The organism is Halobacillus trueperi (assembly GCF_003386945.1).
Lineage (GTDB): Bacteria > Bacillota > Bacilli > Bacillales > Halobacillaceae > Halobacillus > Halobacillus aidingensis.
In genome coordinates this window covers 215,047-239,726 of sequence record NZ_QUAE01000001.1, presented here as the reverse complement: position 1 = coordinate 239,726, position 24,680 = coordinate 215,047, and the positions used below count along the sequence as shown (strand labels likewise).

Here is a 24,680-nt window from a genome sequence, read left to right as displayed (position 1 = left end):
TCCTTTCTCTCAACACAACGACAATCGTACCTAGAAAGCACCATTTTCATTCGGTGTGTCTTCTGGAATCGGTTGGCCGATATCCCACAACTCAATGATTTTCCCGTTTTCAAAACGCATCATATGGACTACGGCTACTCCCGTGTCTTCCGGGTTTTGTTTAATGTGGGAATGGACGACAACAAAATCTTTTTCTTCAATCACACGATGGACCTCAAGTGCCTTATGAGGGTTCTTGGATGCGTCCTCTTCCATTGCCCTCATCAGTGAATCTTTATCCCCCCGGAAGTAAGGGTTGTGATGGGAAAAACCAGAAGAGATATACGTTTGATAAGCGTCCCTTACCTCTCCATCTGCCACCTGCTTCAGAAAAGAAACGGCTCTTTCTTTGTTGGACAATAACGCAGAACTCATATAAAACACCCTTTCATCCATACTACATCGATTTAGTTATGTACCTTTCAATTATTTCAAACGCTTTCAAAATACTCAAGATTTATGAAAAAAACGTAACCCCTTGAGAGGTTACGCTTTCCACATGGTTTGATGAATGCTTTTACTTTTTCTAAGCTTAAAAGGAGACGCCTCCCTGCTAGCCATTTATGAAAGGATGTTCACAACCGTTCTTCCTCTCACTTTTCCTTGTAGAATATCTGACAAGGTATCAGGAAGCTCTTTTAGAGAAACTTCATTTTCAATTTCTCCTAAATCATCCGGCTTCAAATCCGCAGCCATCCGCTGCCATAACTTCTCCCTCAAGTCTTTAGGACAATAAACGGAATCAATACCGAGCAGATTCACACCTCTAAGGATGAAAGGGAACACCGTTGTCGGCACTTCAACTCCAGCCGTCAAACCACTTACAGCAACAGCACCACCGTATTTCGTGTTACTGAGGACAGAAGCCAATGTTTTTCCTCCTACGGGATCAACTACACCTGCCCACTTCTGCTTGCCGATCGGGCGGATTTTCTCTGGTGTCACCTCTTCCCGGGAAATGATTTCTTCTGCACCTAACGTCTTCAAATATTCGTGTTCCGACTCTTTTCCTGTACTGGCCGTCACATGGTATCCACGTTTTGCGAGCATTGAAACAGCCATACTGCCGACACCACCTGTAGCTCCAGTTACAAGAATCGTTCCGTCTTCCGGTGTGACGCCGCTTTCTTCGAGGCGGTGGACAGAAAGCGCTGCCGTGAATCCTGCCGTACCAAACGCCATCGCTTCCTTCAAGGACATATTCTCCGGCAATGGTACAACCCAATCCCCTGGCACTCGAGCGTATTCGCTGTATCCACCATAATGAGAAACACCTAATTCGTAGCTCGTGACAACCACTTCGTCCCCCTCTTGATAGCGGTCATCATCCGATGAAACAACCGTCCCGGCAAGATCGATGCCAGGTACAAAAGGATACGATTGAACAATTTTTCCGTTCGGAATACTTGCTAATCCATCTTTATAGTTGACGCTGGAATAGTGGACACGAATCGTCACATCCCCTTCTGGCAGATCATTGAAAGATAAAGATTCTACATTCACTGAAAAATCTTCGTCCGTCTTGTTCACCACTAAAGCTTTGAATTCTTTGGTCATCGGTACATTTCCCCTTCCGAATAGTCATTTAATAGCTTATGAATCTATCATAAATCATTTTATACTGACTGGTCAATTTATTTTGACCAGTCAGTATAAAACATTCGTGTACTTCCCCCATTTCTTGTATAATGGAAAGGAATATCCTATGGAGGTTGTATTGAATATGGCAAAAAAAGCAGAACAGAGACGTAAGCAGATATTGAAAGCCGCCTTCCAAGCCGCAACTGAAAAAGGCTATGAATCCGTCACCTTACAGGACATCGCCGATTATGCGGATGTCAGCAAAGGGGTCACCAACTATTATTTTAAAAATAAATCCGATGTTTTCACGCAATTGTTTGAATGGATTACGACACGCATCTATGAAAAAGAAGCCGCATCCATCAGTGAGAAGGAAACAGCCATTGGGAAGCTTGAAGCCTATATAAACCGTGTGTTCATCAGTCCAGAAGAAAATAAAAACTTCTATCGTGTGTACCTGGACTTTTTATCCCAAGTGAAAAATAACGATTCGTATAAAGAGATCAACCAAAAATTTTACGAAAACTGTTGGTCCATCGGCAGAGAAATCATCCATCAAGGGCAGGAAGAAGAGATCTTTGAAGTCGGTGATGTGGAACAAGCGGCCATCAGCATCCGCTCTATGATTGATGGGAGCTTGATTCAATGGTTGATGAGAGACGACGCTCAACTGCACGACTATTACCGGACCACCTGTTTCGAGTCCATACTAAAAATCCTTCAATACAAAAAATAAAGCGACCGCTCACGGTCGCTTTTTTCTATGAGACAGGTGTCATCATTTGATAGTACTTATACAACGCCTGCGTCCCATCATTATCTCCACCAGCTTCACTCAATTCCTCATATAACTGTTTGGCAAGTTTCAAACCAGGAACCGGGATCTGCATGTTCTCCGCTGAATCAATGGCGATCTTCATATCTTTTATAAAATGCTTCACATAAAACCCTGGATCAAAGTTCCCGTCAATCATTCGAGGTCCAAGATTAGACAACGACCAGCTACCAGCAGCACCGAATTCAATACTGCTTAACACTTTTTTCGGATCAAGGCCGGCTTTTTCGGCATATGTAATGGCCTCACAAACGCCCATCATGCCAGATGCAATCGCAATTTGGTTACTCATTTTCGTATGCTGACCGGCTCCCGCTTCGCCCTGGAGGACGATGTTCTCACCCATCGCTTGGAAAACTGGAAGGATATCGTCAAACAGCTCCTCATTGCCGCCGACCATGATGGTAAGCTTCCCATTTCTTGCTCCAACGTCCCCACCGGATACAGGAGCATCATACGCATAAATATCCGCCGCTTCGGCTTTTTCGGCGATCTCCTGTGCCAAGTCAGGTGACGACGTCGTCATATCGATGACATAGGAACCAGGCTTGGCATTTTCTAAAATCCCCTCGCCACCGAAATACACTTCTTTCACATCGCTTGGATATCCGACAATCGTAATGATGATATCGGAATTCACCGATAAAGCGGCCACACTTTCCTTCCAGTTCGCCCCTTCGGCTAAAAGGTCAGTCGCTTTTTCTTTCGTACGCGTAAAGACGTTCAGCTCATATCCAGCCTTCCTCAAGTTGCGTGCCATGCTTTTCCCCATCACACCTGCGCCGATGAACCCAATGGTTTGTTTCGTCATCTGCCTCTCCCCTTCATAAATAGAGTTGTCTCAAGTATAGCAACTTCAGTACTCTATATAGAAGTGAAACCCACGATTCTTAAGGAGAAATAGTTGTCCCTATAAGACTGATCTTTTTTAAGCAGGCGTTGATTTCTCCGCTTCCACTTACCTCTCTTTTGTCACAAACTCGAAACTGAAATTTTACCATCAAGAGAGTGAATGTTTATATGGTTTCCTTTGTATATTTTTTTAACAATACCCGCCTTATGATCACCCCTATCCCTAAGCCAATCGGCAAAAATAACATAGGTAGCCATATCGGGCCAAATAAGTACCCAAAAAATGTGAATTCGGATGAAAATATTAGGCCTGTTGTTACAAAATAGGCCGAGAATACAAGAGGCAAATAGGCAAAGGGTTTGTCCATTCCCCCACCCGCATCCTTATATGCATCCCAAATAGAAAAGAAGTATAAACACGGATAAAACATGAGCCACAAATAATTGGTTTCAGCGATTGCTTCTTCAATCTTAAAATTAAAACTTAAAATAATGATTTTATTAAAGTTTCCCATGATATTAACCAGGATTTCTAAGATGACCAGGAATAATCCTTTTATATATTTTCCATTTAACAATTGTCCAAAGCCCGGCAAAGCAATACTCCATAATAAAACTTCTAATTTCTTACTTTTTTCAGAATTACCAATTCCCATAACTTCACCTAATTTGCTAAGCCTTTTCTATCACCAGCTCTATTTACTTATCTTTTGCTATTTCCTTTCTATTTGGGGCAAGTGGTGGCTGTTCCAACCAATTATTTTTGGTCATTAAATTAAACCACTCTTTTGTAATCATTATATTTTTTACTATGATTTTTTCATAAGTGGTTACGAGATCTACTCGCATTGCTGATGCCAGACCTGAACCATGGTAGGATTGGGCAGATTGTAATAAGAAACCCATGTGGTACAACATTAACTTGTCAGAAAAGGGCGAATCCTGTGAAGAAGTAACCTCTGACTCCCATGACATTGGAACAGGTAAGTTATCTCCTTTTAAGATATTACCTAATGATTGAATTTGTTTGTTGGATTCATTTTGCATACTCTCTAAAAATTTTCTAACCTCTTTTGATTGGGCCACTTGGCTAAATCCTATAGAAAGTGACTTTTCCAATATTTTTTTCTTTATATTAAGGGATAGAGCAACGATTTCTGTTGCAGCTAAAGGGCGTTTATCACTTGAAAATCCATGAATAAAAGAGTGACCTGAAACAAATTCAGGTTTTTTATCAGGGTAAAAGTAAGGATCCCTCTGAAAATGCCCCTTCTTCAATAGTAAGTCAGTCGTTCGCTGATACATGGTCATAGCATCATTACTGCATGATTCATAAAAATGTCTGAGATCCTTTCTAACAGAAGAACTAAGTGATGTCGTATGGCCAATTAAACCGTGTAACGTCATAATATGCAAATAGTGTAAACAGAAGATGTCAGAAAACAATCGATTGGTACCTTCATTAAGGTCGGATTCTGAAAATCCAACGGGAATTGGGAATCCATCATTTTCAATAAACCGTGCTATTTGCTGCTTTTGATTATCAGAAATTTTTATTGCATCTTCAAAGATTACTTTAATCTCCTCATCTTCTATGGTGGACAGCATATATTTATTTACAATATCAATGGCCGTTCCATTTACGTACTGCCCCCATAATGTTCCTATTTCAGCAGATGTGAGTTTTAATTCATCTTTATCCATATCATCACCTCTTTCTCATTTTGTCCAAAGTGAGAAGGTTTTATATAGATAATTGTTCAAGTGACTTTAAGTTTCTAACGTTTACCTGTAAACGTTAAGAAATTTGTTAGATAAAAACACTCAAACGAGACGATCAATCACATGTATAACACGAGAGTATGCATGAGCAGCATTTCCTTCAGGCAGAATAAATTCATTATATGGGTTTGTCTCCTTATCATAGTACTTTAATACCTACTATTTATGTAAATAGAACATTAAAAACAAAACTACTTTCTATCTGAATAACTGTTATCGTTTTTACGCCAAAACATAAAAATGAACTGACTTATTGAAACTCCTATAAAAATTCCGATAAAAGACGGCCAATCGACTGTAAATCCGTCCAACATATACGTAAACATCACGCCTAGTAGTCCAGCAATGATCGGATAGAAAATTAACTTCCATTTCACCAAATGAACACCCCCCTTTATCAAGCCCTTATGGATAGAAAACATACCCTGGACGCTTAGAGCTTCTATTACCTCAAAAATGACCTCACAAACTTTCCCAATCAAATAAAAAGGGTGATCCTCCCTGATGGAAGAATCGCCCTCTTCAGCTAAAGTTTTTATTTCAAGATTAATCAGCACCATTTGTTTTTCTTTCGCAAGTCACTCATAAATAAGAAGAACCTAACACCCTTAACCACCTCTGTTTTCTCCTTTGGAAACTGGCGTATTAATTAGTATATGAATAAGAGTAAAGAAATCGATCAAAACGAATACCCGGTCCTATACTTAAAAAGGCATCATGGAGATAACTTGGTGAAAACTGTTATTTCGGTGCCTGTCCCAAGTCTGTTACCACATAGGCAAAAGGCAGAGATCCTCATAAATAATCACGTTTAGATAAAGGAAGAGACGCCCCTACTTTCTCCTTTATTCTTTTTTCTAGTTCTTTTTCTTCAACGTAAACTTCATGCCTGCTTCTCCTGAAAAATCTACAAACAGCTTGGTCGCTCCTCCAGAATCAAGGGCCCCTGTCACGTGTAATTCAATCGTATCAAGCTCAAAGCCGTTAAAAGAATTGACCAGTTCCGTCAGTTCATCCGGTAGAAATTCTAAATACTTTTCGCTTGTAGTATCTGCGATCGATGCCTGTTTTTGTTGATCGGGCAGCATAAACGTTACCTTTTTTTCTTCACTCATCCGTGCACCCCCTCTTTTTCGCCATTATACCATCAACTGCCAATGTAAATAGCCCAGCGTTAACGTTGGAGAGGATCATTAATCATACCGAAATTATAAGGAAGAGTTTTAGAAAAAATGAGTAATAGATGATTGTGAGGGGTAGGAAAAGAATAGTAAAACCACATGAGGAGGATGCATCAAATGGAACATCGAATTTCACATAGAAATATGGACGAGTTATTGAAAGGGCTGGAGGATGATTATGTAAAAGCAGTCAGAGGTAATAAAGCCAAGAGTGTAGATGCATTCGTTGAACAATTTTTATACGATTCCTGGGATTATAATGATCAAAATATAGAAACAATCAAAGCTGTGATGAGCCGTTACACTCAAGGTGAAATCTATGAAACGACCTTTAGTGGTGCTTTCAATGAAATGGTCGATCATGTGCAGGAAAAATTGGAAGAGCTTGACTCTTACAAAGAATACCCAGTTATTCAAGACGGTCAAGGCGCTTCTATACTAATCGCTTTCGTTGATGGTCTCGTGATTCAATACTTTACGGGGTGTTGTACTGTAGACCAATTAAAAGGATTGGTCCCTCAGCATAAAAAGATTCTTTTGCAGGCACTGCGAACGGAAAAATAATTATTCCAAACAAATACTGAAATAAAGCAGAAGCTCAGAAAGGTTGAGAGATCCCTCCTGAGCTTCTGTTTAGTTCCACACCATAAATAGGGTAGGTTGGTCGTTATTATGATATACCTTAATTGCTTCGTTTACTGAAAGAGCCTTGAAGTTAATAGCCTTCTCCTCTTTCACTATATCTTCGTAATAATTTTAAAAAAGCCAATATTTTCGCCCCTACTTAGAAAGTATAAAGTAAATAAACTAATCCAGATGGCCAAGATGGATTTTAAGTCTGTCTAAACCCTCCTTCAATTCTTCAAAGGAATTTGTGGCAGCCATAGAAATTCTCAGGTACTTATTATCGGAAGTTTGTCCACCACTGATAAACCGATCTGAATGAAAAACATAAACTTGCTTCTTTTTTATTTCTTCCTCCACTTGAAGGCCGGGTGCTTTACTATGAATTGGCAGCCGACGAAAGTAACTTAACGGGTTTTCGTATTCATTACTTATAGGAAAATAGGAGTTATATATTTCATTCGCTTCTTTTAGTAACGACTTTTTTTGTTTGAAAATAGAATGAGCTTTCCCTGTAAGAATCAGTTGTGAAACAACCTCTATATCAAGAGAAGAGGGTTTTGTATTTATATTATAAATGCCCACTATTTTTTAGACAGACTTTCCCCAAATATCATGTAGGCTACCCTCAACCCGGAGCAGATGGTCTTCGATGTACTGTTAATATAAACGGTTTGCTCAGGCAATAAATTAAACATGGGTTGCTTGTAATCATCCAGTTCCTCCGCAATGAATAATGCGTTAATCTCGTCCTCTATGAGAATGAGCCGGTGCTTTTTAATGACCTCCGCGAGTTCCTTTTTTCTATGATCAGAAATCATATGTGCTGTCGGATTACAACCAGACGGCATTAGAAAAACCCCATGAATATTTGTTTTAGAACATATTTTATCGAGGTCACCGGCTGACATACCATCTGCATCTGCCTTTCTCCATCGAGATTCTCGTATTTGAATATCCCAGTTTCTTGTATAATCGATAAGCCTTCTCATTTTTTATTTCATTACTTTATAGTGAAGCCAAATTGATCCATTACCAACAGTTTTCATATTTTTTAGTTCGATCCTGGTCACATCATTTAATTCTTTCAAGTTCTCTGAATCGAAGATCGAGGGTGTAGTAGTACCTCCTATCGCTAAAGGGGCAATAACTAAACTTATTTCATCTATTAGACCTTGCCTTAAGAACGCTCCATTTATTACTCCGCCACCGCTAAGACCCAATTTTTTATATCCTAATTCGTATAATTTATGTAGAGCTAGAGGTAAATTTATGTGAGCACCGGTGCCTGCTGAAATATAGGTAATACCCTTCTCTTCTAATTGTTGAATATACTTTTCTGAAACATCTTCCCTAGTAACTACTAATAACCCCTCCGTTTGATACCAATCAATGCGCCCTCGACCATCAAATACAATATAAGCTTTTGATTTTTTCGGCTCATAAATGGGCTTCTCCAGCTCTACACCATTCGCGCCCCATACGATTAAACTTTCGCTACCTGAAACTAAACCATCACAGTCTAACTCATCGTATAGTTGATGCGTTACTTCGTGGGCTTCTCCATCAATACCTGCTGCTGTCCATTCCGCTACATCCCTTTTCGGAGTAGTTGTAATTTTCCCATCGATCGAAGAAAAGACATTTAAGACTACTTCGGGTTTTTTCAATACCAGTCACTCCTTTCACTGTTGTACTCATAATGGTAATGTATTCCAAAAAATAATGTCAGTGTTTTTTACAATTTTCTTTTTCCTACGATATAAAGCTCGTTAGTTAAATGCGGAATTTAGTTAAATGCCGAACATACAAATTTATCAATCGCCCCCGTTTCATTAAGACATTAAATCAAGATAATCTGAAGAATATTCTTATGCGGCATGCGTATCTGATCATTTAGGGCAGAACAAATATTTTTTGTAAAATATTCCAATATGCCATATATTAAACATAAGAATTTATTTTAGGAGGGACTGCATGAAGGATTTGGATGGAGCTCTTACTATACTTCTTTTTATTTTTTTAATCCTGGTAAACGTTTACACCATTAAGTGGTATAGAAATGGACGTTTACATTTATGGGGTTCCGGTCTTCTACTGGCAATTGCGGGTGTTATACTTGGCTTTTTAACAGGTGCCATTCTAATACCGTCGAGTGGCGCAGGAGGAGCGATGTATGGAGCATTCGTAGGTCTTGTTATCGTAGGCAATGGATTACTTCTTTTCCTTGCAGGGCTTGCCGTAACCATCGGAAAACGATTGACTAAAAAGAATACTCAAGCATAAGATAACCCCAAAACCGACCATCTCTTAATGAGATCGTCGGTTTTTTGGCTATGTTTAAGTTTAGTGATGATATTACCCATACAAAATGACTTCAACATTTATTACAGGCTCCTCATATGGATGGATACTTTTTATTAAATTCCTAATCTCCTCCATATTCTCGTAAGACGACTTAAACTCCATTTTACACTCTAATCAAAATTCCTTTTTATTCTTTTCACCTGAATAAGAGTTAACTAGACCTTGAATACCACCTTCTTTCAAAGTGCTTAGGATCCATTGTCTTTTCCGTTTAGATAAACCACAACTTCATCATACATATATAGTTACATAATGGATAAACTGAAGGTTAGACTACATTTGATTTGGAGTGAAGACAATGGAGTTCATTCAACAAAACGTCAAGTTAACATCGGCCGAGATATCAAATTTATGGGCTACATACATGAATGACAGTGGTTCCATTTGTCATTTAAAATATTATCTCAATACAGTAGAAGATACTGAAATTAAATCTGTTATTCAATATGCATTAGACATTTCACAATTGCACGTTAACACAATAACAGAGATATTTACTCGGGAAGGTTACCCTGTTCCTCATGGTTTTAAATTAAATGAAGACGTTGATGTGAATGCACCAAGGTTGTTTTCTGATACTTATTATTTAAATAATGTTAATCAATTGGGTAAGATTGGTTTAAATGCATATAGCATGTCTTTACCTGTTGCAGTAAGAGAAGATGTTTATAGCTTTTTTAGTCAGTGTTTACGTGAATCAGATAACCTTATCAAACAAACGAATGATATATTATTGGCAAAGGGTCTGTTTATCAGGTCACCATATCTCCCAATACCTGAATCATATGATTTTGTAAAACAGAAAAGTTTTTTGGCAGGCTTTTTTAGAGATAAAAGACCCCTTATAGGTACCGAAATCACAAACCTATATACCAACTTTCAAAGGAACGCATTAGGGGCAGCCACCCTAATTGGTTATAGCCAAGTTGCCCAGGATGAAGAAGTAACACAATTCCTATTAAGAGGAAAGCAAATCGCAAATAAACATTGTGAAATATTTGGTTCATTTCTAAAAGAAAGTGATTTACCTTGTCCTATGACATTGGATACAGAGGTTACTGATTCTATTACGTACACTTTTTCTGACAGGAAAATGATGTTTTATACAACAAGTTTAATTGCACTTAGTGTAGGATATTACGGAGGAAGCATGTCCATGAGTCCAAGAAGGGATATTGGCGTTATGTATAGCAGATTAGTTGCGGAAATATTAAAATACGCTGATGACGGGGCTAAAATCATGATTAAAAATGGGTGGATGGAAGCACCGCCACGGGCATTAGACCGTGATGAACTATCCAAAAAATGAAATAGTAGAGGATAAAAGCAAAGTTCTTGAGGGAATTTTTTAGAGTATTGCATTGCCTGGCTTTGCTCAAATCCTAAACGGAAAGATAATAAAGGGTTTTATGTTTATTGTTTTAGAAATTTTCATTAATGTTAAATCAAACTTTAATGAAGTTATTTATTTAAGTTTCCATGGAAAAATAAAGGAAGCTATTGTACAAACAAATTATCAGTGGTTAATGTTTTATCCTTGTTTGTATATGTTTGTTATGTGGGATGCATTTAAAGATACTGGGGACGGAAAGGAACCATATGCATTTATTCCCTTTGCCTTTTCTGTATTTTTTATAACAATTGGTTTGATCTATTCATCAACGTTTAAAATTGGTGGTGTTCTTTTGGGTTCAATGTGGCTACCTATACTATTCTTACCTATTGGGATAGTGTTTGGAAATTTGAAGGTCAATTATTATTAAAAATATTTAAAGCTAAAGAAGATACTTTTTGGTATCAATTCAAAGATATACAAAATTTATGTATATTTTTTTGTATAATTCAACTCGAAGAATTTATATAAAATTAAGCGTCTTGGTCTATAAAATTTTTGTCTATATGAGTATTCCTTCAAACTTAACCTGTGATTATCTTCTTCGGGATATTGAATAATATCTGGGGATTGCCTGGCAAATGCAAAAGCGAAAATTAATGGTCCTAATTTCTCCACGAGCATACATTATGATCGTTACTTTACCTAGTGTTGACAAACTTGCTGGATTAGAAAGAAAGTGGGCTTGTCCCATAAGTCTGTAAAAGAATTACAGGAGCAAGCCCCCTAGGTTGCGAGGACATTATTTATTTTTTAACAGAAGCAACGTTAACTAGGAATTGCCCCCGTTTATGTAAGACTCGGATTCGAGATATTTATAACCCTAACACTGAAACCTTAACTAAGACTTAGACATATTGTAAGTGCTGTTCTCCATGAAATACCTTTAATATAAATTCTTTTGCAGGCACATGAAACTTTTCATACGAAAGTAAAAAGTCTTTATTATCATAAGGAACTTCAATAAAAGAAACATCTACTTGTTCATTTGATCCGACATGCAATTTAACATAGGGAGCAACAGGTTTGTGGTTACAACCTAATGAACTTGGATTAAGGTAAAGTCTTTGGTTTGACCTAAAATGATGAACAATATGATGGTGTCCAAAACTGATAACGTCTGCTTCGCAATTTTCATATGTTGCATCAAGTTTTTCAGTTGTGGGTTGATTATCAATAGGTAAAAACTGATCCTTCTCATTTAAATGATAATGAACAAACAAAAAGTTTTTACCGTTTATCGTCTCATATTGCATATCTGGCATGCTTAACAAATTAGGAATGAACTTCTTATCTAATCCTGATGCAATCCAATTATGATGCTCTCTTTCCTCACCGACACTTCCTGGTTCTTTCCCATCAATTATTCTTAAAACAGCTTCATCATGATTTCCTTTAACAAAGGTTATATCGTTACGTGAAAACAATAATTCAAGAACCTCATTTGTTTCGTGACCAATACCTATTAAATCACCAAGACAATAAATATGTTCTATTTGCTTATCTTTATCAATGCTATCTAAAACAGATTTTAATGCAGCACTATTCCCATGAATATCAGCGATAATCGCAATATTAGTACCTATTTTAATCACATCCATTTTTTAAAATTAAGTGTTTCATCTTAGACAACCCTGTTTATTTAGTGAGAAACTGATCGATCATATTGAACAATCGCCCCATATAGTTGAAGACTTGATTTCGAGATAAATTGAAATTCACCTTTAGATATATAATCACCACACATTTCCATCTCGTGCCTAACTGTAGTCAATTATTCAAATGGAGTTCAAACCAATCTAATATTTCTTTCGACGAAGATTCATGATGACTTCCTCTGGAGTGGTCTGCATTTGGATACTCGATATATTTATATGTTTTATCATATTTATTTAATTTTTCAGCTATATCTCTTGCTTGTTCAACGGGGACTCTCTCATCTTTAGTACCGTGTATAATAATTGTAGGCACATCAATCTTATCAGCCCAATTAACTGCTGAACGTTTTTCATATTCACTTTCATTTTCTTTAAGACTTCCTACCAAATCCTCTAACACAAGTTTCATTCCATATTCTCTTTCTTCGTATACATTGATTAAATCAGATACACCGCTCACGACTGCTGCGGCCTGAATATCAATATCATTTTTTATTGCAAGATATGTCATCATTCCGCCTCTGGAAGTTCCTAACATAACTTTTTTATTATGGTCCACATAAGGAAGCTCTTCTGCAACCTCTACCAAATTTAAAACATCATTTATATCTGCACCACCAAATTCTTCTTTACCTTCTCCACCATCATTACCTCGGTATTGTGAAGCAAGAACAACATATCCTTGTGCTGCCCAGTAGGAAACATAAGAAGAGAGTGTTTTTTCTTCCAATTTACCAAATTCTCTGTTACCACCTCGATTGTAAATCATCAACGGAAGTTCCTCTTGAATGTTTTTGGGTTTAACAATAAATCCTACAACCTTTAAACCATCACTTAAATATTCTATTTTTTTCGCTTCTACATTTTTGGTATTAGAAGTATCTGAAAGAATAAATTCTTCTTGGGTAATAATTTGCTTTTCCTCTTCCTCGAATGAACACCCCATCAACGATAAAAGCACACTCGCCATAGCAATTAATAGTAGATTACTCCTCATATAACCACCAACCTCGTCAGCGTTTGTTTACTTACGTATAAAGTGACAAAAAGTTTCACATATGACAGAAAATTTGAAACTTTATGATTTTATTTTCGTAAAGTTACTAATGAGTTTTATAAATTAACATTTGGACGTCATTACGATAATAAAGAATATAGCTTGGTCAACGGGGACTATTTGTACAATGTTGCTAATAAATTGGGGAGTAGCAATATTTTTCAGTGGAGATTTTATTGAGTATTCTTTTTTGATCGGTATTGCTATCGTAACAATCCTGTGGTTCTTTAATTCAAAGGGATGTTTGGTACCAATTCTGTTAGGTTGCGTATACAAGCCCGAACTGGAATGAAAATGGAGGCGAAAAATCGAGAATTTAACCCAACCGTAGTATTTTATACTGCTATTGTTTATACCATAATATCCTTTTCACAACGGTTGTTTATTATAAGGATTATTTTATTGGGTGATTTTTAATTGTATATATAAAAAACAATGGAACTCCCTAGTAGCTATGTAGGAGGTTCCATTTTTCAATTGATATGAATACTACTTCTTTAAGAATAGCCCCCGTTAGTGAAAGACTCGAATTCAAGATAATCTAATTTGAGTTCGAGTATAAAACTCCTCTTAGCTGGCAGATTTTTCAAAGGGAGAAAATTTGATTTAACAATCTTTCTAACTGGAATTCCTCTTCACACCTTAAACTTTCCATTTCAATTTCTTTCCCCTTACGTACTGTTTTATCGACCTTCTCCCAACCTTGTTCTCCCCTCTTCAGTTCAATCATGACATTTTCATTAGAAAAATTTTTATATAACATAAATGCTCTATGGGTTGGATCGTCCAAAACGTAGTAAAGCCGGCGCTCTCCCTGGGCTACACCCGCAAAATATTTCCTTAAGCTTTCAATTTGTGTATTCTCTTTCCCCAACAATGCATTGATCATAGAAAGATCATCGGAAGTAAAATAATGGACGTGTTCATAGTTATTGAAATACTCAGATGAACTTATTACGTCCTCAAAAACTCTGTCCTTAAATTTCGCATCTCTTTCCTTCATTAAATTAATGCAGTTATCTGAAGGCTGAGGATTCTCACTCTCTACATTACTATGTAGTGGTGTAAGAACTAAGCTTAGTACTAATAAAGACTTAATCATTTGTTGATCACCTCAATACTAAGGTACCTCTTATCAACGATTATATCCTTTAAAAGACTAAGATGAATTCTGACTTTAGCATTGTCTAAACAACGTAGGACCTTATTTAGCAATTGCCCCCATTACTTGAATACTTGAATTAAAGATAATATTAATTTTTTTCTTTACCTCGCATTCATTTAACTAAATTTAATATTAAAAGCTTTTAATATAAGCGTTAAGGACCATAAATATAACGAAAATGGAAATAATTATAACAACTGAAAAGGTGGATTGTTCATCTTCTTTTTTCTTTCTTAATTCTTCTCGATACTTTTTTTGTACCTTCCTTTTCTTTTCAACTGATTTCATTGCATCATTCTCCTTAATCCCATGTTAAAAACGTTCAATGAATATCTAAATATTTCTTCATCCCAATGCTATTCCCTAATTCTATAAATTCAACGTAAATAATAGCAATCCTTTTACTAATTTCAATTCAATAGACGTATTTATCCCGAAGCTGAGTATTCATCAATACTACCTATAAGCGAAAAAGCGATTGTTCTTATTGAACAATCGCCCCCTATTATGGAAAATCGTTAATGCTTCTTACTCTTGAAAAGTGTCCGATTATTCTATAGCTAAAAATAATAAACTTATGAATTGTGATTAAAGCAAACTATTTGCTCTTTAAATATAAAAAGTATCCAGTAGTAAAGTATTACTTTTCATTGGCAAGAAGTAAGATTGCACGCTCAGGACCTACTACTGCAGTGCCGAAATGACCTGCTCCTTCAATTAAATTGAATTTTACTTTTCTAAAGCGATCAGCAAAAGAACTTGCAACCTTTACAGAAATTGATTGATCTAGGTCTCCATTCCAAAAATATACTGGTACATTTATGTCTTTAAAGTTTATGTTCCACGGCTGTCCAAATAATTTATAATCACTTATCATACCCTCTGATGACCTAGTAGCTTCTTTAATAATTCTAGGAAACTTCTCTAACACTTCGTTAGTAATAATTTTCTTATCAAAGTCCGTGAAACTACTTGTCGCCTCTTCTACCATCCTATGTGGATTATTATGGATATTTTCGATTACAGGCGCCACTTGTTCTGGTGTATTTTGCGCAGCATCCATTAACATCTGATCTTCTTTCGCAATAGATTTTCGCGCTTCTTCTGAATCAAAGGGAACCAAACCACATACTATAGCTACCCTTCCAATTTTAGAACAGAGTTGCTCTGCACAAGATAGAGCATAAGGTGCCCCTCCCGAGACTCCAATTATGTCAACCTTCTCCATTTTAAGCTCCTTCATAAGTTCTCTTACATCTTTCACCCAATCCATATAGGTATAACTGCATTTCTCGTCAGACAAACCATACCCCGGACGTTCAACACTAATTAGATGGATATGATTGTTCATTGCTAATGTATGAAAAAGTTCTGCATCAAACCTACAACCCGGAGTACCATGAAAATATAAAACTGGCTTCCCTGACGTGTCTCCATAGGTTCCATAACCTAGATTTCGCCCATCGTTTAGTTGGATAGTATGCTCACTCATGTTCTCCCTCCCTATGTTGTAGAATGTATTCTTGTCATAAGGCATTATTCTTTACATTCAATATAAATTTCCCAAAAGTGTATATAACTACACAGTTTATAAATAAATGAATATCCGAATATTAACTTATCGAACTTCAGCTCTTCCTCCGATATTTAACTTATGAATATGTATTTTTATCCTCATGCTCTACTCAACGCCTTTATATCAATAATTTTATCACATTTCCTTAATATGGATTCATTTTGGTATAAACTATAAAAAATACAAAGAAATTAACCCGCCTTAACCAGATGAGCCTTCAAGTATCTTCGTTTATATACCTAGCCATTAGTATAATTTAAGATTATAATCCAGGGTTCTCCAAATTATCTCGAATCCGAGTCTTCAACTAACCTGCCCAATACTTAAAGACTCAGTTTCGAGATATACGAATGTGTTCCAAAATAGTTTAAGATAAAATTTCACATAAAATAAGAATAAGCATTCTTTAAATGAACGCTTATTCTTAAAGTCACACATCGCTCAAGAGTCCTCTTGATGTCCTTTTAACAAGGATTCAGGAGCAGACTTGATGTGCAAATCTCTTTGAGGAAAAGGAATTTCAATCCCGTTTTCATTCAGTTGCTCATAAATGGAGAAGTTCAGCTCACTTTTCATACGAATGACTTCTTTCGGGTCGGAAATCCAGAGAAACAGCTCAAAGTCCAATGACGAATCACCGAAACCTTTGAAATTCACATAAGGGGCTGGTGATTCCAGAACGAACGAGTTCTCTTGTCTAGCCAATTCGGCGACCACAAGAAGGATTCTTTTCACCTTTTGAACATCTGTCCCATAGGCGACCCCAATTGGAATCGTCAGACGGAGCCTCGGGTCCGCAAACGAACGGTTCACTACTTTTTCCTCTAAAAAATAGGAGTTCGGAATGATGATGTGTTCATTCTCCAGTGTACGGACGACCGTCGCTCTCATACTGATCTTTTCAACATCACCGATGACGTCGTCAATGAGGACGCGGTCCCCTACTTTTATTGGACGTTCAAAGAGGAGGATCAATCCTGAGATGAAGTTGGAGGCGATGTTTTGCATACCAAAACCGATACCTACTCCTAAGACCCCGGCGAATACAGTAAGGGCACTCAAATCGATACCCACAGTCGTCAAGCTGACTAAGACCGCGACAACCATGATGACATAATGCACCACCCGCTCCATGGTGAACTGGATGCCTTTATCTAAATGGTGACGTTCGAAGAAAAATGGCAGCAAATGCTCATTTAAGATTTTTGAAAGTCTATAGGCGAAGGTAATGATCAGGACAGCAATAATGATCAGAAATAACGTAATATCTACTTGGCCTATGGTGAAGAGAGGGTACAACAGCCAGGCCGAATCAGAAAAATAGAAAATCACAAATAAAAGCAGGCCATTGAACACAACCCAATTGATGAGGGAGAGAGCTGCTTTCTGAACGCTTCCCTTTTCTCGAAACAGCCGGTTGATCAAGACACCCGCAATCCAGCGTGTCAAGAAAAGAAATACTATAAAACCCGCAACCATAACAATATCCTGCCAGGGCCACTCATTAAAAAGATTGGTAGACATAATCATTCACTCCATACAAATGTAAAATCCTTCCCTTCTAATCTCTATTCCCTCACAGAAGAATTTTCGAACATCAGACTTATTCCATCGTACCTTTAAACTTCTCCGTGACGCAGACCACCGGAGTTGCGAAAGGACCGTTTGATCCGGATGTCCTTTGGCTCGACCCGAATACTGTGCCGACCATTGGTGATTATTACCGAGAAGCAGGATAAGGGTGTATCTTACGATTAGAAATCATATAAAAAGGATGAACGCTCCTTACGTTCATCCTTTTTATTCCTTTCGATTAATATATCCATACCGAGATCGCACCTAAAGAGGCACAGCTAATCAATGGGAATAAACATCCAATTCCCACACATCCCTCAAGCAAGCCATCTAAAAACCTAAGAAATCTTCCTTTTCTATTTTTATAATTACGATGCAGATCAGTCATTCTATTCTTTCACCAATCTTTTTTCCTGTAGTATAAATGAATCTCTCTATAACCTCATGCTAGCGAAAAAATGCGACAACCCCCATAAGTAGTAATGAAACAAAAAAGATCCCAAACAGGCTGAGGGAAATTTTCAATAATAAAGAAACCTCTTTTAGGAAACGTATGATATCCCTCGCCTTTTTCATAGACCCTCCTTGCCCTTTACGACCAGAAGTCTCCCCGTTTAATCTCTTTATTTTTCTTTCCCAGTTTCTTTTTCCTTCATCTGTGTATTGAAACCAATAGGTCAACAGAGCTCCTCCGATAATTAGTGAGCCCTGCATCAAATATTTAAGAATGAATAGAAACGCATCCATGTTTTTCCCACCTTTTCTCAAGGGCCATGCTATCAAAGATCGAACCCTTTGAATGCAGGAAAAGTGTTCCATAGTATTTGATAATAAAAAAAGGCAAACCCACATTGGCAGGTTTGCCCATTTCTTGGTAGGAAACTCTTACAAGACCATTCGCATCTCAACATTCCGGTCCTTTTGTGTTTTTCTCTTAAAACCGATTTTTTCATAGACACGGATGGCTGCTTTGTTTTGTTCATCCACTTCTAGCCGTATTTCATTAACGTCTTCGTGATAATGATGCATACCAAAAGCTATACCCTGGTTTACATAGGTTGCACCTATTCCTTTCCCAATCCAATCCGGCCTCAATGCTAATCCGATCTCCATGATCCTTCCATTCACATCGAATTCGAACAAACCAACCACTTCGTTTTCATGAAAGGCAGCATATCCTTCATAGCCACCAGGACCTTGCAACTTCCCTGTTTGCTTGAGTGATTCAAAATAAGGCGCCATTTCCACTTTTTCTACGAGGCCATCATAATTCCATGAATCAATTTGTTTCACATCTTCCACCTTGATCGGCCTGAACTCAAAATCCATTGGACTCACTCCTTAAAACAATTGTACCGCATTCCTTCGTACGATTAGAACACTTGGTTAAAGGACATTTAATGAGAGTTAAAGGACATGGATGAACCTAATTTCTTTTCCCCTGCCTCTTCTTTACAAAAAGAATGACGATCCCGTACCCGAAAACGCCGCCGATCACTGTCAATAGCAACTGGCTGCCATCAAAATTACTGTGGGTGAACATGTTGGCTAGAATTAAACCAAACAGCACGCCAAAAAGCAGTAGAACAGCTGACTTCATATTCATGTCTTCTACACCTCTCCTTTTTATTTTTCCAGTCTCCTTAATTGATCAAAGGAATAATCAAGTCCACCAAAATAGGGGCTAACAATAGGAAGCCTAGAATTCCGATGGCGTATAAAACAGGAGTAGATATCCCCTTAGATTCATGGATCTCATCTAACTTCTTATTCATTTTTTGAATTTCATCTAGAATTTCTTTCTCTCGTTCTTCAGACATATAAACCTCCGTGAAATGATTAAGTGAGGGAATCAACTAATTATAGCTAAACTGACATCAAATCGATGCCTATGTATGCGATCCCTTTTCTCCTATAACTTTCAAAGCCTTTGTTAATCCTGCCAATCGCCTCCCCATTGGTTCATGCAAACAGCTAAGATGGAGTTCCAAATCACCCTTCTTAACTTAAGGAAGATATATAAAAGACTTGCATCCAATTATTTCAAAACCCTTCCCAATACTCAAGGGGCACTAAAAAAGCGCACCCCGACAGGATTGCGCTTTTTAACATACCTTTCTATAACTCCTGAAAACAGCTTCATTAAATATAAACACTGGCACATGTCCCAGCTACAGGTTCGTAATAACAGTGATTTTTATATCTGCCTGTCAGCTGTTGACCGTACCATGTCGGCGGGCATTCGGCATACGGATTGAAATACCATAACGCATACTTCGCTGGGTGCATCCTCCAGAACTTCAGATTCTTTTCGGCTAATCTTTTCTCAGTAGACCTCGCCCGGTTATAAAAAAGATTCCCTTTCTGGACCGCTTCAAAAGAATAATTCCCTCCCTGGACTTGAAAAATGACATCCCGGATCGTCCTTACATCCGTAAAGTCCAGGCAGTCCGCTGCCGCACGGTTTACAATGACGTTGCCGACGTACAACATTCCCTGTTTTCCTTCCCCCACGGCCTCTGCCCGCATCATCCGCGCCATCAGAGCCACATCTGAATCTGTATATTTCACTCTCGCCATTTTACTCACCCCAACATATTGTATGAAAAAAAGCTGGGTTGATGTCATGATTTAGGAAGGGATCCCCTACGGACGGCTTCGCTGAGTCATAGAATCCGAGTATTAGAGAATAGATGAAAAAAGTCCCCTGGCTCGTAAAAGCTGGGGAACCTCTATCACAAACCATTTAAGGAGTGGGAACCTCTCCTCCGGGTGCCTCATACCGGGCATAAAACTCTTGTAAAAATTGATTCGTTACTTCTTCATCATGGATAAACAACATGTTTTCATCGTTGATATCATTTCCGTTCGTGCTCCAATTCGTTGACCCGACAATCGCAGTCGGATCACTAGACGGATGGGTGGCATCAATCAACATCGTCTTCGCGTGCATTTTACGATCTTCCGCATCTTCATAAACGGGAGCGGCATGATTCCATCGTACATTAGGGTTATTTGTTGATGATTGGCTTGCCGTACGGCCGGTCATTTCAATGGAAGCCGACCACCATTGGTTCCAGAAGCTCTGGTCAAAAACACCGCGCACATCAAAGCCTGTCAAACTCCCTTCCAAGTCGTTGTACGAGCCTTCCCACTTGTATTTCAATTCATCGACAAGGGCCTGGTCACTCCATGCAAAGATCGAAAAATAACTGCTGTAATCCGCCTCATTTTTCACATAGGAAGTCATTTGTCCAACAGCATCATCACCTGCAGAAAAGTAGACATTCACTTCTTTTCCACCTACATCCACGGTATGAAGGGTGTTGTCCACTTTACGACCATGGTAATTCGAAACAGCCGGGTCCGGATTCAGAGTAGCGCTTCCCCACATTTCATCAAACTCGGTTTTGAATACGTCAGCAAGGGCTGCAGAATTCAATTCCACAACATGCTGGGTATTGCCACCAAGGACATCATTCTGCATATTTTCCTCTGATCCATATAAACCGGTAACGGTGAAATTCCAGCTTCCTGTGAATACCCATGTTCCATCAATGACTGCAAATTTGTTATGCATCTGTTGTCCTGGAGAGTAGTAACTGCCTTCTTCTTTTTGTTCTGCATCAGCAAGCTTGTATCCGGTCTCTGTTCCACTCCCGACTTCAACGGTCACTTCTTCCATTCCATTCGTTGATGTCGGAAGTCCGTACTGTTCCCGCAGCGCCTGATCTCCCACAGCGAACATGATGGAATCAGAAAATACCGTCGTATCATCGCTTGTTCCTAAGACATTGTCCTGTCCACGCACCAATTTTTCCACATACAAACGCATTGTTTGATAACGTTCTGCATAGTGAGGGTCACTGCCATCTTTCGCATCCGCAATGACTCGGACGTCGACCCCTTCAGCCGCTTTGGCCATCAGTGCATCAATGATGCCTGGTAAGTTGATTTCATAGGTAGCAAGATCGATTGACGTCGTCGCCTGATTGATGCGATGGATTAACCGGTCTTCTAAGTTCACGTTATAGTTGGCTTCGTTTCCGGAAGTCGCGTAATCATCATAGGCGCATTTGTTAAAGTATACATTGATGCTCCCTGCTGACTCGCTCACGTTGTTCAATTTTTCATCTGATGTAGAACATCCTTCTGATGGTACGGAAAAGCTGGCGGAAGGAGTCCCAAGTCCTTCTGAATATGTATCGGTTGCTGTACGCCAGTTTGAAGAGTCGGTCCCCTCCGATAGCGGATCGATCCGTTCCATCGTGGCTTTCGTGTTATTATCACCTGCATACCAAGCATCCACAGCATCAATGACTTGTGTACCATCACTCAGCTCAAGCACCTCACCTGTGTTACTCATAGAACCTGTGTAAATCAAGTCGGCATCAACAGCCGTAACGGTAGAATCATCCGTTCGTTCGAGTAAGTAATACCCTCCGGCAGGAATCGTGCCATTTAACGAAATTTGTGGAGACCCGTCCGTTGCATTTAGTGACCATCCCTCCAGAGATATATCTGAACCGGTCGGATTGTGAAGTTCGATCCACTCATCGTTATAACTTACATCTGTCCCCATCCAGGCCACTTCGTTAATGACCACATCATTCGTCCCTGCTGCCTCTGTCACCTGCGACACAGGAATACTCGTCCACCCTAACACAAAAATAAGTACACCTATAAATCCTGTTTTCCACCCTTTCACGTTTCCATCCCCCATTCACTTTTTTCTCACAATTCTCAACGTACCATAAATGAAGGGGATGAATTCAGAATTTACGGATCATTTACAATAAACGAATCAATGGACCTGATTAACTGAGGAATTGATGAAACCCAGGATACATAAATCTTCCTCATTTTTACTTTTTAATCAAAAAAATAACGGCTGGTTCATCCAGCCGTCTTCATATGTATTACATCTGAGACAACCCTTCCATAAAGAGGGCAAAGACAAAGCTGACAAAAGTAAAACCGGCTAGAGGAATAGCGAAAGCGGCATTATTCTTAAACTCTAATCCTGCAAAAACAACACCAAAAGCACATAACACGAACCATACCGGAAGAAAAATGGCGTCTGCAACTCTCACAGGTAGCAAAGCATAAAAGCCAGATAACCATAAAACCCAGTGGACAAGAAGTATGCCCCCGATACTCAAAGACCTCTTATACGGCAAAGGCCCTCTCCCTTGTTTTTTCACTATAAGGGAAGAGACGACCACCATAAGGATTCCTACGATCGCAAAGAAAACCAGCACTATCACAGATATACCCAAACTATCCCTCTCCTTTCCATGACGAACAAAGGTCATATCACGGAGGATCGCACACCTTCAAGAATATAACTTTCCACTTCCAAAACGTCCTTGCACCTTCGGACTGCTCTCCTCACCTCTGAAGCTACGACTCTCATCAGAACCTTTCTTCACTCGCTTCAAGGTTGCTACGATTAGAAAACTCACAATCACTAACAAGAGCCAAGAACTCACTTTTCCTAGATGAACAAGACTCCATGCTTCAGCCTGGTTCGGGTATTCCCATGCGCTGAAATAAGTCGCGATATTTTCTGCGACCCATATGAAAAATCCGATCAGCACAAACGATAGCGCGAGCGGCATCCGGTAACGCGTGCCGTTCACTTCGTATCGAACCCATGCTTTCCAAAAAACGAGAATCACAAGCCCTGATAACCACCAGCGGATGTCCATCCAATAATGATGGGTGAAGAAATTCAAATAAATAGCAGACGCCAGAGGAACGACGAGCCAGGAAGACGGCCACCGGACCAGCTCCACCTTCAGCCTTCTCCAAGCCTGGCAAAGGTAACTCGCAACACTGGCATACATGAACCCACTATACAAGGGGACGCCGAACACTTTTGAATAGCCTTCTTCCGGATAGGACCAGGAACCCATATGGACCTTGAAAAGTTCAAGCGCAAGTCCGATCACGTGAAACAACGAAATCACCTTCAGTTCATCCCGTGTTTCAAGTCCTGCGCGTACCATCCACCACTGCATGAAGAGACAAATGATAAGCAGCCAGTCATACCTCGGCAAGAAGGGCATCGGCACCCATTTGGTAATCGCCAAAGAAGCGAAAATAACGACTGGAAACAAACAGGACCATGCCTGTTCCCAGCCAAAGAGTAAGAGCTGTTTCACCGCTCGCATCTGACCCCTCCTAATCTTCGTCTTCCTGATATTCCAAAATGTCCCCCGGCTGACAATCGAGTGCCTTACAAATCGCCTCCAAGGTAGAAAAACGGACGGCCTTCGCCTTGCCATTTTTCAAAATAGAGAGGTTCGCCATCGTAATCCCGACCTTCTCGGAAAGCTCGGTCACGCTCATTTTCCTTTTCGCAAGCATCACATCAATGTTGATAATAATCGCCATGTTGATCACCTCAGACCGTAAGATCATTTTCAGATTTGATGGTTATCGCTTCTTGCAGCAGTCTTTGCAGGACAGCAGCAAAAACAGCAATGACCGCGGAAGCGAAGATGATGATCATCCCAATCATTATCAGACCAGGAGCGTCATCAATTTCAGCGACCGTATAGATCACCGGCATAAGTACAACGTAAAGAACGCTGATGGTGATCGCACAAAATTTGATCACTCTCAATGCTTTGACCGATAAATCGGAGAATGCCTGATTCCTGTCAATATAGGTCAGCAGCTTAAACGCTTGATACAGCGCCATGTAAAAAGGGACGGCTGTTAGATACATATAAATGAAGACAACCGGTTCGATGACTGGAAAATCGGAAAGAAGAACGCCGGTAAATTCCGCAAACTCAGGAACAAAAAATATACACAGTGCAAGTACCGGCAGACCAATCAAAAAGACAGCCAGCTTCAAAAAGAGTGTCGATCCACGTTTCATAAAAAGCACCTCATTTCCTAATATCTTTTTCCATCATACCTCCACATTTATCGTTTATCAATAAAAATATATCCCTTATAAATATTTAATTATCGAATAAGCT

General features: G+C 39.0%; 30 protein-coding genes. 5 read left to right on the top strand and 25 right to left on the bottom strand.

What is annotated here, in order from left to right; all coding sequences use genetic code 11:
- Nucleotides 1–30: 30 nt before the first annotated feature.
- Complete coding sequence (locus DYE48_RS01270; RefSeq protein WP_115822047.1) at nt 31–414, bottom strand: nuclear transport factor 2 family protein; 384 nt, start codon at nt 412–414, stop codon at nt 31–33.
- A 186-nt stretch (nt 415–600) separates the two neighbouring features.
- Nucleotides 601–1,596 (bottom strand): NADPH:quinone oxidoreductase family protein, encoded by a 996-nt coding sequence (locus DYE48_RS01265; protein WP_115822046.1) that lies wholly within the window; start codon nt 1,594–1,596, stop codon nt 601–603.
- A gap of 166 nt (nt 1,597–1,762) precedes the next feature.
- Between DYE48_RS01265 and DYE48_RS01260 the strand changes: the two genes are divergently transcribed.
- Nucleotides 1,763–2,356, top strand: coding sequence for a TetR/AcrR family transcriptional regulator (locus DYE48_RS01260; RefSeq protein ID WP_115822045.1), 594 nt, complete (start codon nt 1,763–1,765; stop codon nt 2,354–2,356).
- 25 nt (nt 2,357–2,381) lie between these two features.
- On the opposite strand, the gene DYE48_RS01255 is transcribed toward DYE48_RS01260, so the two are convergent.
- The 5 genes from DYE48_RS01255 to DYE48_RS01235 form a co-directional block, all read right to left on the bottom strand.
- Nucleotides 2,382–3,266, bottom strand: a complete 885-nt coding sequence (locus DYE48_RS01255) for an NAD(P)-dependent oxidoreductase (protein WP_115822044.1) — start codon at nt 3,264–3,266, stop codon at nt 2,382–2,384.
- 205 nt (nt 3,267–3,471) lie between these two features.
- Nucleotides 3,472–3,963, bottom strand: coding sequence for a hypothetical protein (locus DYE48_RS01250; protein WP_115822043.1), 492 nt, complete (start codon nt 3,961–3,963; stop codon nt 3,472–3,474).
- A gap of 43 nt (nt 3,964–4,006) precedes the next feature.
- A complete protein-coding gene (locus DYE48_RS01245; protein WP_115822042.1) occupies nt 4,007–5,011 on the bottom strand; it encodes a DUF3231 family protein in 1,005 nt (334 codons plus the stop codon).
- A 269-nt stretch (nt 5,012–5,280) separates the two neighbouring features.
- A complete protein-coding gene (locus DYE48_RS20990) occupies nt 5,281–5,469 on the bottom strand; it encodes a hypothetical protein (RefSeq protein ID WP_147299261.1) in 189 nt (62 codons plus the stop codon).
- A gap of 477 nt (nt 5,470–5,946) precedes the next feature.
- Entirely contained in the window at nt 5,947–6,204 is a 258-nt protein-coding gene (locus DYE48_RS01235) for a hypothetical protein (RefSeq protein ID WP_115822040.1), read from the bottom strand.
- Between the two features lie 183 nt (nt 6,205–6,387).
- Between DYE48_RS01235 and DYE48_RS01230 the strand changes: the two genes are divergently transcribed.
- Entirely contained in the window at nt 6,388–6,834 is a 447-nt protein-coding gene (locus DYE48_RS01230) for a hypothetical protein (RefSeq protein WP_244199342.1), read from the top strand.
- A 644-nt stretch (nt 6,835–7,478) separates the two neighbouring features.
- Here the strand turns inward: DYE48_RS01230 and DYE48_RS01220 are convergent.
- Nucleotides 7,479–7,886, bottom strand: coding sequence for an aminotransferase class I/II-fold pyridoxal phosphate-dependent enzyme (locus DYE48_RS01220; RefSeq protein ID WP_115822038.1), 408 nt, complete (start codon nt 7,884–7,886; stop codon nt 7,479–7,481).
- Between the two features lie 3 nt (nt 7,887–7,889).
- Nucleotides 7,890–8,564, bottom strand: coding sequence for a RibD family protein (locus tag DYE48_RS01215; protein WP_167449417.1), 675 nt, complete (start codon nt 8,562–8,564; stop codon nt 7,890–7,892).
- 307 nt (nt 8,565–8,871) lie between these two features.
- Here DYE48_RS01215 and DYE48_RS01210 point away from each other — a divergent pair, with 307 nt between their 5' ends.
- From DYE48_RS01210 to DYE48_RS01200, 3 genes are all read left to right on the top strand, one after another.
- Nucleotides 8,872–9,180 (top strand): inner-membrane translocator, encoded by a 309-nt coding sequence (locus tag DYE48_RS01210; RefSeq protein ID WP_115822036.1) that lies wholly within the window; start codon nt 8,872–8,874, stop codon nt 9,178–9,180.
- Nucleotides 9,181–9,559: 379 nt separating this feature from the next.
- Nucleotides 9,560–10,570 carry a DUF3231 family protein gene (locus DYE48_RS01205; RefSeq protein ID WP_115822035.1) on the top strand — a complete coding sequence of 337 codons (1,011 nt, stop codon included), beginning with the start codon at nt 9,560–9,562 and terminating at the stop codon, nt 10,568–10,570.
- Nucleotides 10,571–10,622: 52 nt separating this feature from the next.
- Complete coding sequence (locus DYE48_RS01200) at nt 10,623–11,024, top strand: hypothetical protein (protein WP_341865604.1); 402 nt, start codon at nt 10,623–10,625, stop codon at nt 11,022–11,024.
- 478 nt (nt 11,025–11,502) lie between these two features.
- On the opposite strand, the gene DYE48_RS01195 is transcribed toward DYE48_RS01200, so the two are convergent.
- The 16 genes from DYE48_RS01195 to DYE48_RS01130 all read right to left on the bottom strand — a co-directional run bounded on the left by DYE48_RS01195 (nt 11,503) and on the right by DYE48_RS01130 (nt 24,577).
- Nucleotides 11,503–12,255, bottom strand: coding sequence for a metallophosphoesterase family protein (locus DYE48_RS01195; RefSeq protein WP_115822034.1), 753 nt, complete (start codon nt 12,253–12,255; stop codon nt 11,503–11,505).
- Nucleotides 12,256–12,424: 169 nt separating this feature from the next.
- Complete coding sequence (locus DYE48_RS01190) at nt 12,425–13,309, bottom strand: alpha/beta hydrolase family protein (RefSeq protein ID WP_115822033.1); 885 nt, start codon at nt 13,307–13,309, stop codon at nt 12,425–12,427.
- Between the two features lie 646 nt (nt 13,310–13,955).
- Nucleotides 13,956–14,471 (bottom strand): hypothetical protein, encoded by a 516-nt coding sequence (locus tag DYE48_RS01185; RefSeq protein ID WP_115822032.1) that lies wholly within the window; start codon nt 14,469–14,471, stop codon nt 13,956–13,958.
- 195 nt (nt 14,472–14,666) lie between these two features.
- Entirely contained in the window at nt 14,667–14,822 is a 156-nt protein-coding gene (locus DYE48_RS21060) for a hypothetical protein (protein WP_014641938.1), read from the bottom strand.
- Between the two features lie 352 nt (nt 14,823–15,174).
- Entirely contained in the window at nt 15,175–16,026 is an 852-nt protein-coding gene (locus tag DYE48_RS01180) for an alpha/beta fold hydrolase (RefSeq protein WP_167449416.1), read from the bottom strand.
- 525 nt (nt 16,027–16,551) lie between these two features.
- On the bottom strand, nt 16,552–17,634 hold the full coding sequence (locus tag DYE48_RS01175) for a mechanosensitive ion channel family protein (RefSeq protein ID WP_115822030.1): 1,083 nt from the start codon (nt 17,632–17,634) through the stop codon (nt 16,552–16,554).
- A gap of 498 nt (nt 17,635–18,132) precedes the next feature.
- Nucleotides 18,133–18,432 (bottom strand): hypothetical protein, encoded by a 300-nt coding sequence (locus tag DYE48_RS01170; RefSeq protein WP_115822029.1) that lies wholly within the window; start codon nt 18,430–18,432, stop codon nt 18,133–18,135.
- A 138-nt stretch (nt 18,433–18,570) separates the two neighbouring features.
- On the bottom strand, nt 18,571–19,014 hold the full coding sequence (locus DYE48_RS01165) for a GNAT family N-acetyltransferase (protein ID WP_115822028.1): 444 nt from the start codon (nt 19,012–19,014) through the stop codon (nt 18,571–18,573).
- Nucleotides 19,015–19,111: 97 nt separating this feature from the next.
- Complete coding sequence (locus DYE48_RS01160) at nt 19,112–19,291, bottom strand: hypothetical protein (RefSeq protein WP_115822027.1); 180 nt, start codon at nt 19,289–19,291, stop codon at nt 19,112–19,114.
- Nucleotides 19,292–19,328: 37 nt separating this feature from the next.
- On the bottom strand, nt 19,329–19,505 hold the full coding sequence (locus DYE48_RS21055) for a hypothetical protein (RefSeq protein ID WP_167449415.1): 177 nt from the start codon (nt 19,503–19,505) through the stop codon (nt 19,329–19,331).
- 322 nt (nt 19,506–19,827) lie between these two features.
- Nucleotides 19,828–20,265 (bottom strand): cell wall hydrolase, encoded by a 438-nt coding sequence (locus DYE48_RS01155; RefSeq protein ID WP_115822260.1) that lies wholly within the window; start codon nt 20,263–20,265, stop codon nt 19,828–19,830.
- A gap of 166 nt (nt 20,266–20,431) precedes the next feature.
- A complete protein-coding gene (locus DYE48_RS01150) occupies nt 20,432–22,393 on the bottom strand; it encodes a phospholipase D-like domain-containing protein (RefSeq protein ID WP_244199341.1) in 1,962 nt (653 codons plus the stop codon).
- 211 nt (nt 22,394–22,604) lie between these two features.
- On the bottom strand, nt 22,605–22,964 hold the full coding sequence (locus DYE48_RS01145; protein ID WP_115822025.1) for a hypothetical protein: 360 nt from the start codon (nt 22,962–22,964) through the stop codon (nt 22,605–22,607).
- A gap of 57 nt (nt 22,965–23,021) precedes the next feature.
- Nucleotides 23,022–23,861, bottom strand: coding sequence for a DUF817 domain-containing protein (locus DYE48_RS01140; protein ID WP_115822024.1), 840 nt, complete (start codon nt 23,859–23,861; stop codon nt 23,022–23,024).
- A 10-nt stretch (nt 23,862–23,871) separates the two neighbouring features.
- Nucleotides 23,872–24,084 carry a helix-turn-helix domain-containing protein gene (locus DYE48_RS01135; RefSeq protein WP_089650949.1) on the bottom strand — a complete coding sequence of 71 codons (213 nt, stop codon included), beginning with the start codon at nt 24,082–24,084 and terminating at the stop codon, nt 23,872–23,874.
- Nucleotides 24,085–24,094: 10 nt separating this feature from the next.
- Nucleotides 24,095–24,577 carry a DUF2975 domain-containing protein gene (locus DYE48_RS01130; protein ID WP_115822023.1) on the bottom strand — a complete coding sequence of 161 codons (483 nt, stop codon included), beginning with the start codon at nt 24,575–24,577 and terminating at the stop codon, nt 24,095–24,097.
- Nucleotides 24,578–24,680: the final 103 nt, after the last annotated feature.

Excerpts from the sequence above, each read along its gene's own strand:
- DYE48_RS01245 (WP_115822042.1), bottom strand. The coding sequence starts at position 5,011 with ATGGATAAAGATGAATTAAAACTCACATCTGCTGAAATAGGAACATTA.
- DYE48_RS01130 (WP_115822023.1), bottom strand. The coding sequence starts at position 24,577 with ATGAAACGTGGATCGACACTCTTTTTGAAGCTGGCTGTCTTTTTGATT.
- DYE48_RS21060 (WP_014641938.1), bottom strand. The coding sequence starts at position 14,822 with ATGAAATCAGTTGAAAAGAAAAGGAAGGTACAAAAAAAGTATCGAGAA.
- DYE48_RS21055 (WP_167449415.1), bottom strand. The coding sequence starts at position 19,505 with ATGTCTGAAGAACGAGAGAAAGAAATTCTAGATGAAATTCAAAAAATG.
- DYE48_RS01170 (WP_115822029.1), bottom strand. The coding sequence starts at position 18,432 with ATGGATGCGTTTCTATTCATTCTTAAATATTTGATGCAGGGCTCACTA.
- DYE48_RS01250 (WP_115822043.1), bottom strand. The coding sequence starts at position 3,963 with ATGGGAATTGGTAATTCTGAAAAAAGTAAGAAATTAGAAGTTTTATTA.
- DYE48_RS01185 (WP_115822032.1), bottom strand. The coding sequence starts at position 14,471 with ATGATTAAGTCTTTATTAGTACTAAGCTTAGTTCTTACACCACTACAT.
- DYE48_RS01180 (WP_167449416.1), bottom strand. The coding sequence starts at position 16,026 with ATGAGTGAGCATACTATCCAACTAAACGATGGGCGAAATCTAGGTTAT.
- DYE48_RS01195 (WP_115822034.1), bottom strand. The coding sequence starts at position 12,255 with ATGGATGTGATTAAAATAGGTACTAATATTGCGATTATCGCTGATATT.
- DYE48_RS01265 (WP_115822046.1), bottom strand. The coding sequence starts at position 1,596 with ATGACCAAAGAATTCAAAGCTTTAGTGGTGAACAAGACGGACGAAGAT.
- DYE48_RS01165 (WP_115822028.1), bottom strand. The coding sequence starts at position 19,014 with ATGGATTTTGAGTTCAGGCCGATCAAGGTGGAAGATGTGAAACAAATT.
- DYE48_RS01235 (WP_115822040.1), bottom strand. The coding sequence starts at position 6,204 with ATGAGTGAAGAAAAAAAGGTAACGTTTATGCTGCCCGATCAACAAAAA.
- DYE48_RS01220 (WP_115822038.1), bottom strand. The coding sequence starts at position 7,886 with ATGAGAAGGCTTATCGATTATACAAGAAACTGGGATATTCAAATACGA.
- DYE48_RS01160 (WP_115822027.1), bottom strand. The coding sequence starts at position 19,291 with ATGAATATGAAGTCAGCTGTTCTACTGCTTTTTGGCGTGCTGTTTGGT.
- DYE48_RS01140 (WP_115822024.1), bottom strand. The coding sequence starts at position 23,861 with ATGCGAGCGGTGAAACAGCTCTTACTCTTTGGCTGGGAACAGGCATGG.
- DYE48_RS01270 (WP_115822047.1), bottom strand. The coding sequence starts at position 414 with ATGAGTTCTGCGTTATTGTCCAACAAAGAAAGAGCCGTTTCTTTTCTG.
- DYE48_RS01260 (WP_115822045.1), top strand. The coding sequence starts at position 1,763 with ATGGCAAAAAAAGCAGAACAGAGACGTAAGCAGATATTGAAAGCCGCC.
- DYE48_RS01175 (WP_115822030.1), bottom strand. The coding sequence starts at position 17,634 with ATGTCTACCAATCTTTTTAATGAGTGGCCCTGGCAGGATATTGTTATG.
- DYE48_RS01190 (WP_115822033.1), bottom strand. The coding sequence starts at position 13,309 with ATGAGGAGTAATCTACTATTAATTGCTATGGCGAGTGTGCTTTTATCG.
- DYE48_RS01210 (WP_115822036.1), top strand. The coding sequence starts at position 8,872 with ATGAAGGATTTGGATGGAGCTCTTACTATACTTCTTTTTATTTTTTTA.
- DYE48_RS01255 (WP_115822044.1), bottom strand. The coding sequence starts at position 3,266 with ATGACGAAACAAACCATTGGGTTCATCGGCGCAGGTGTGATGGGGAAA.
- DYE48_RS01135 (WP_089650949.1), bottom strand. The coding sequence starts at position 24,084 with ATGGCGATTATTATCAACATTGATGTGATGCTTGCGAAAAGGAAAATG.
- DYE48_RS01205 (WP_115822035.1), top strand. The coding sequence starts at position 9,560 with ATGGAGTTCATTCAACAAAACGTCAAGTTAACATCGGCCGAGATATCA.
- DYE48_RS01230 (WP_244199342.1), top strand. The coding sequence starts at position 6,388 with ATGGAACATCGAATTTCACATAGAAATATGGACGAGTTATTGAAAGGG.
- DYE48_RS01155 (WP_115822260.1), bottom strand. The coding sequence starts at position 20,265 with ATGGCGAGAGTGAAATATACAGATTCAGATGTGGCTCTGATGGCGCGG.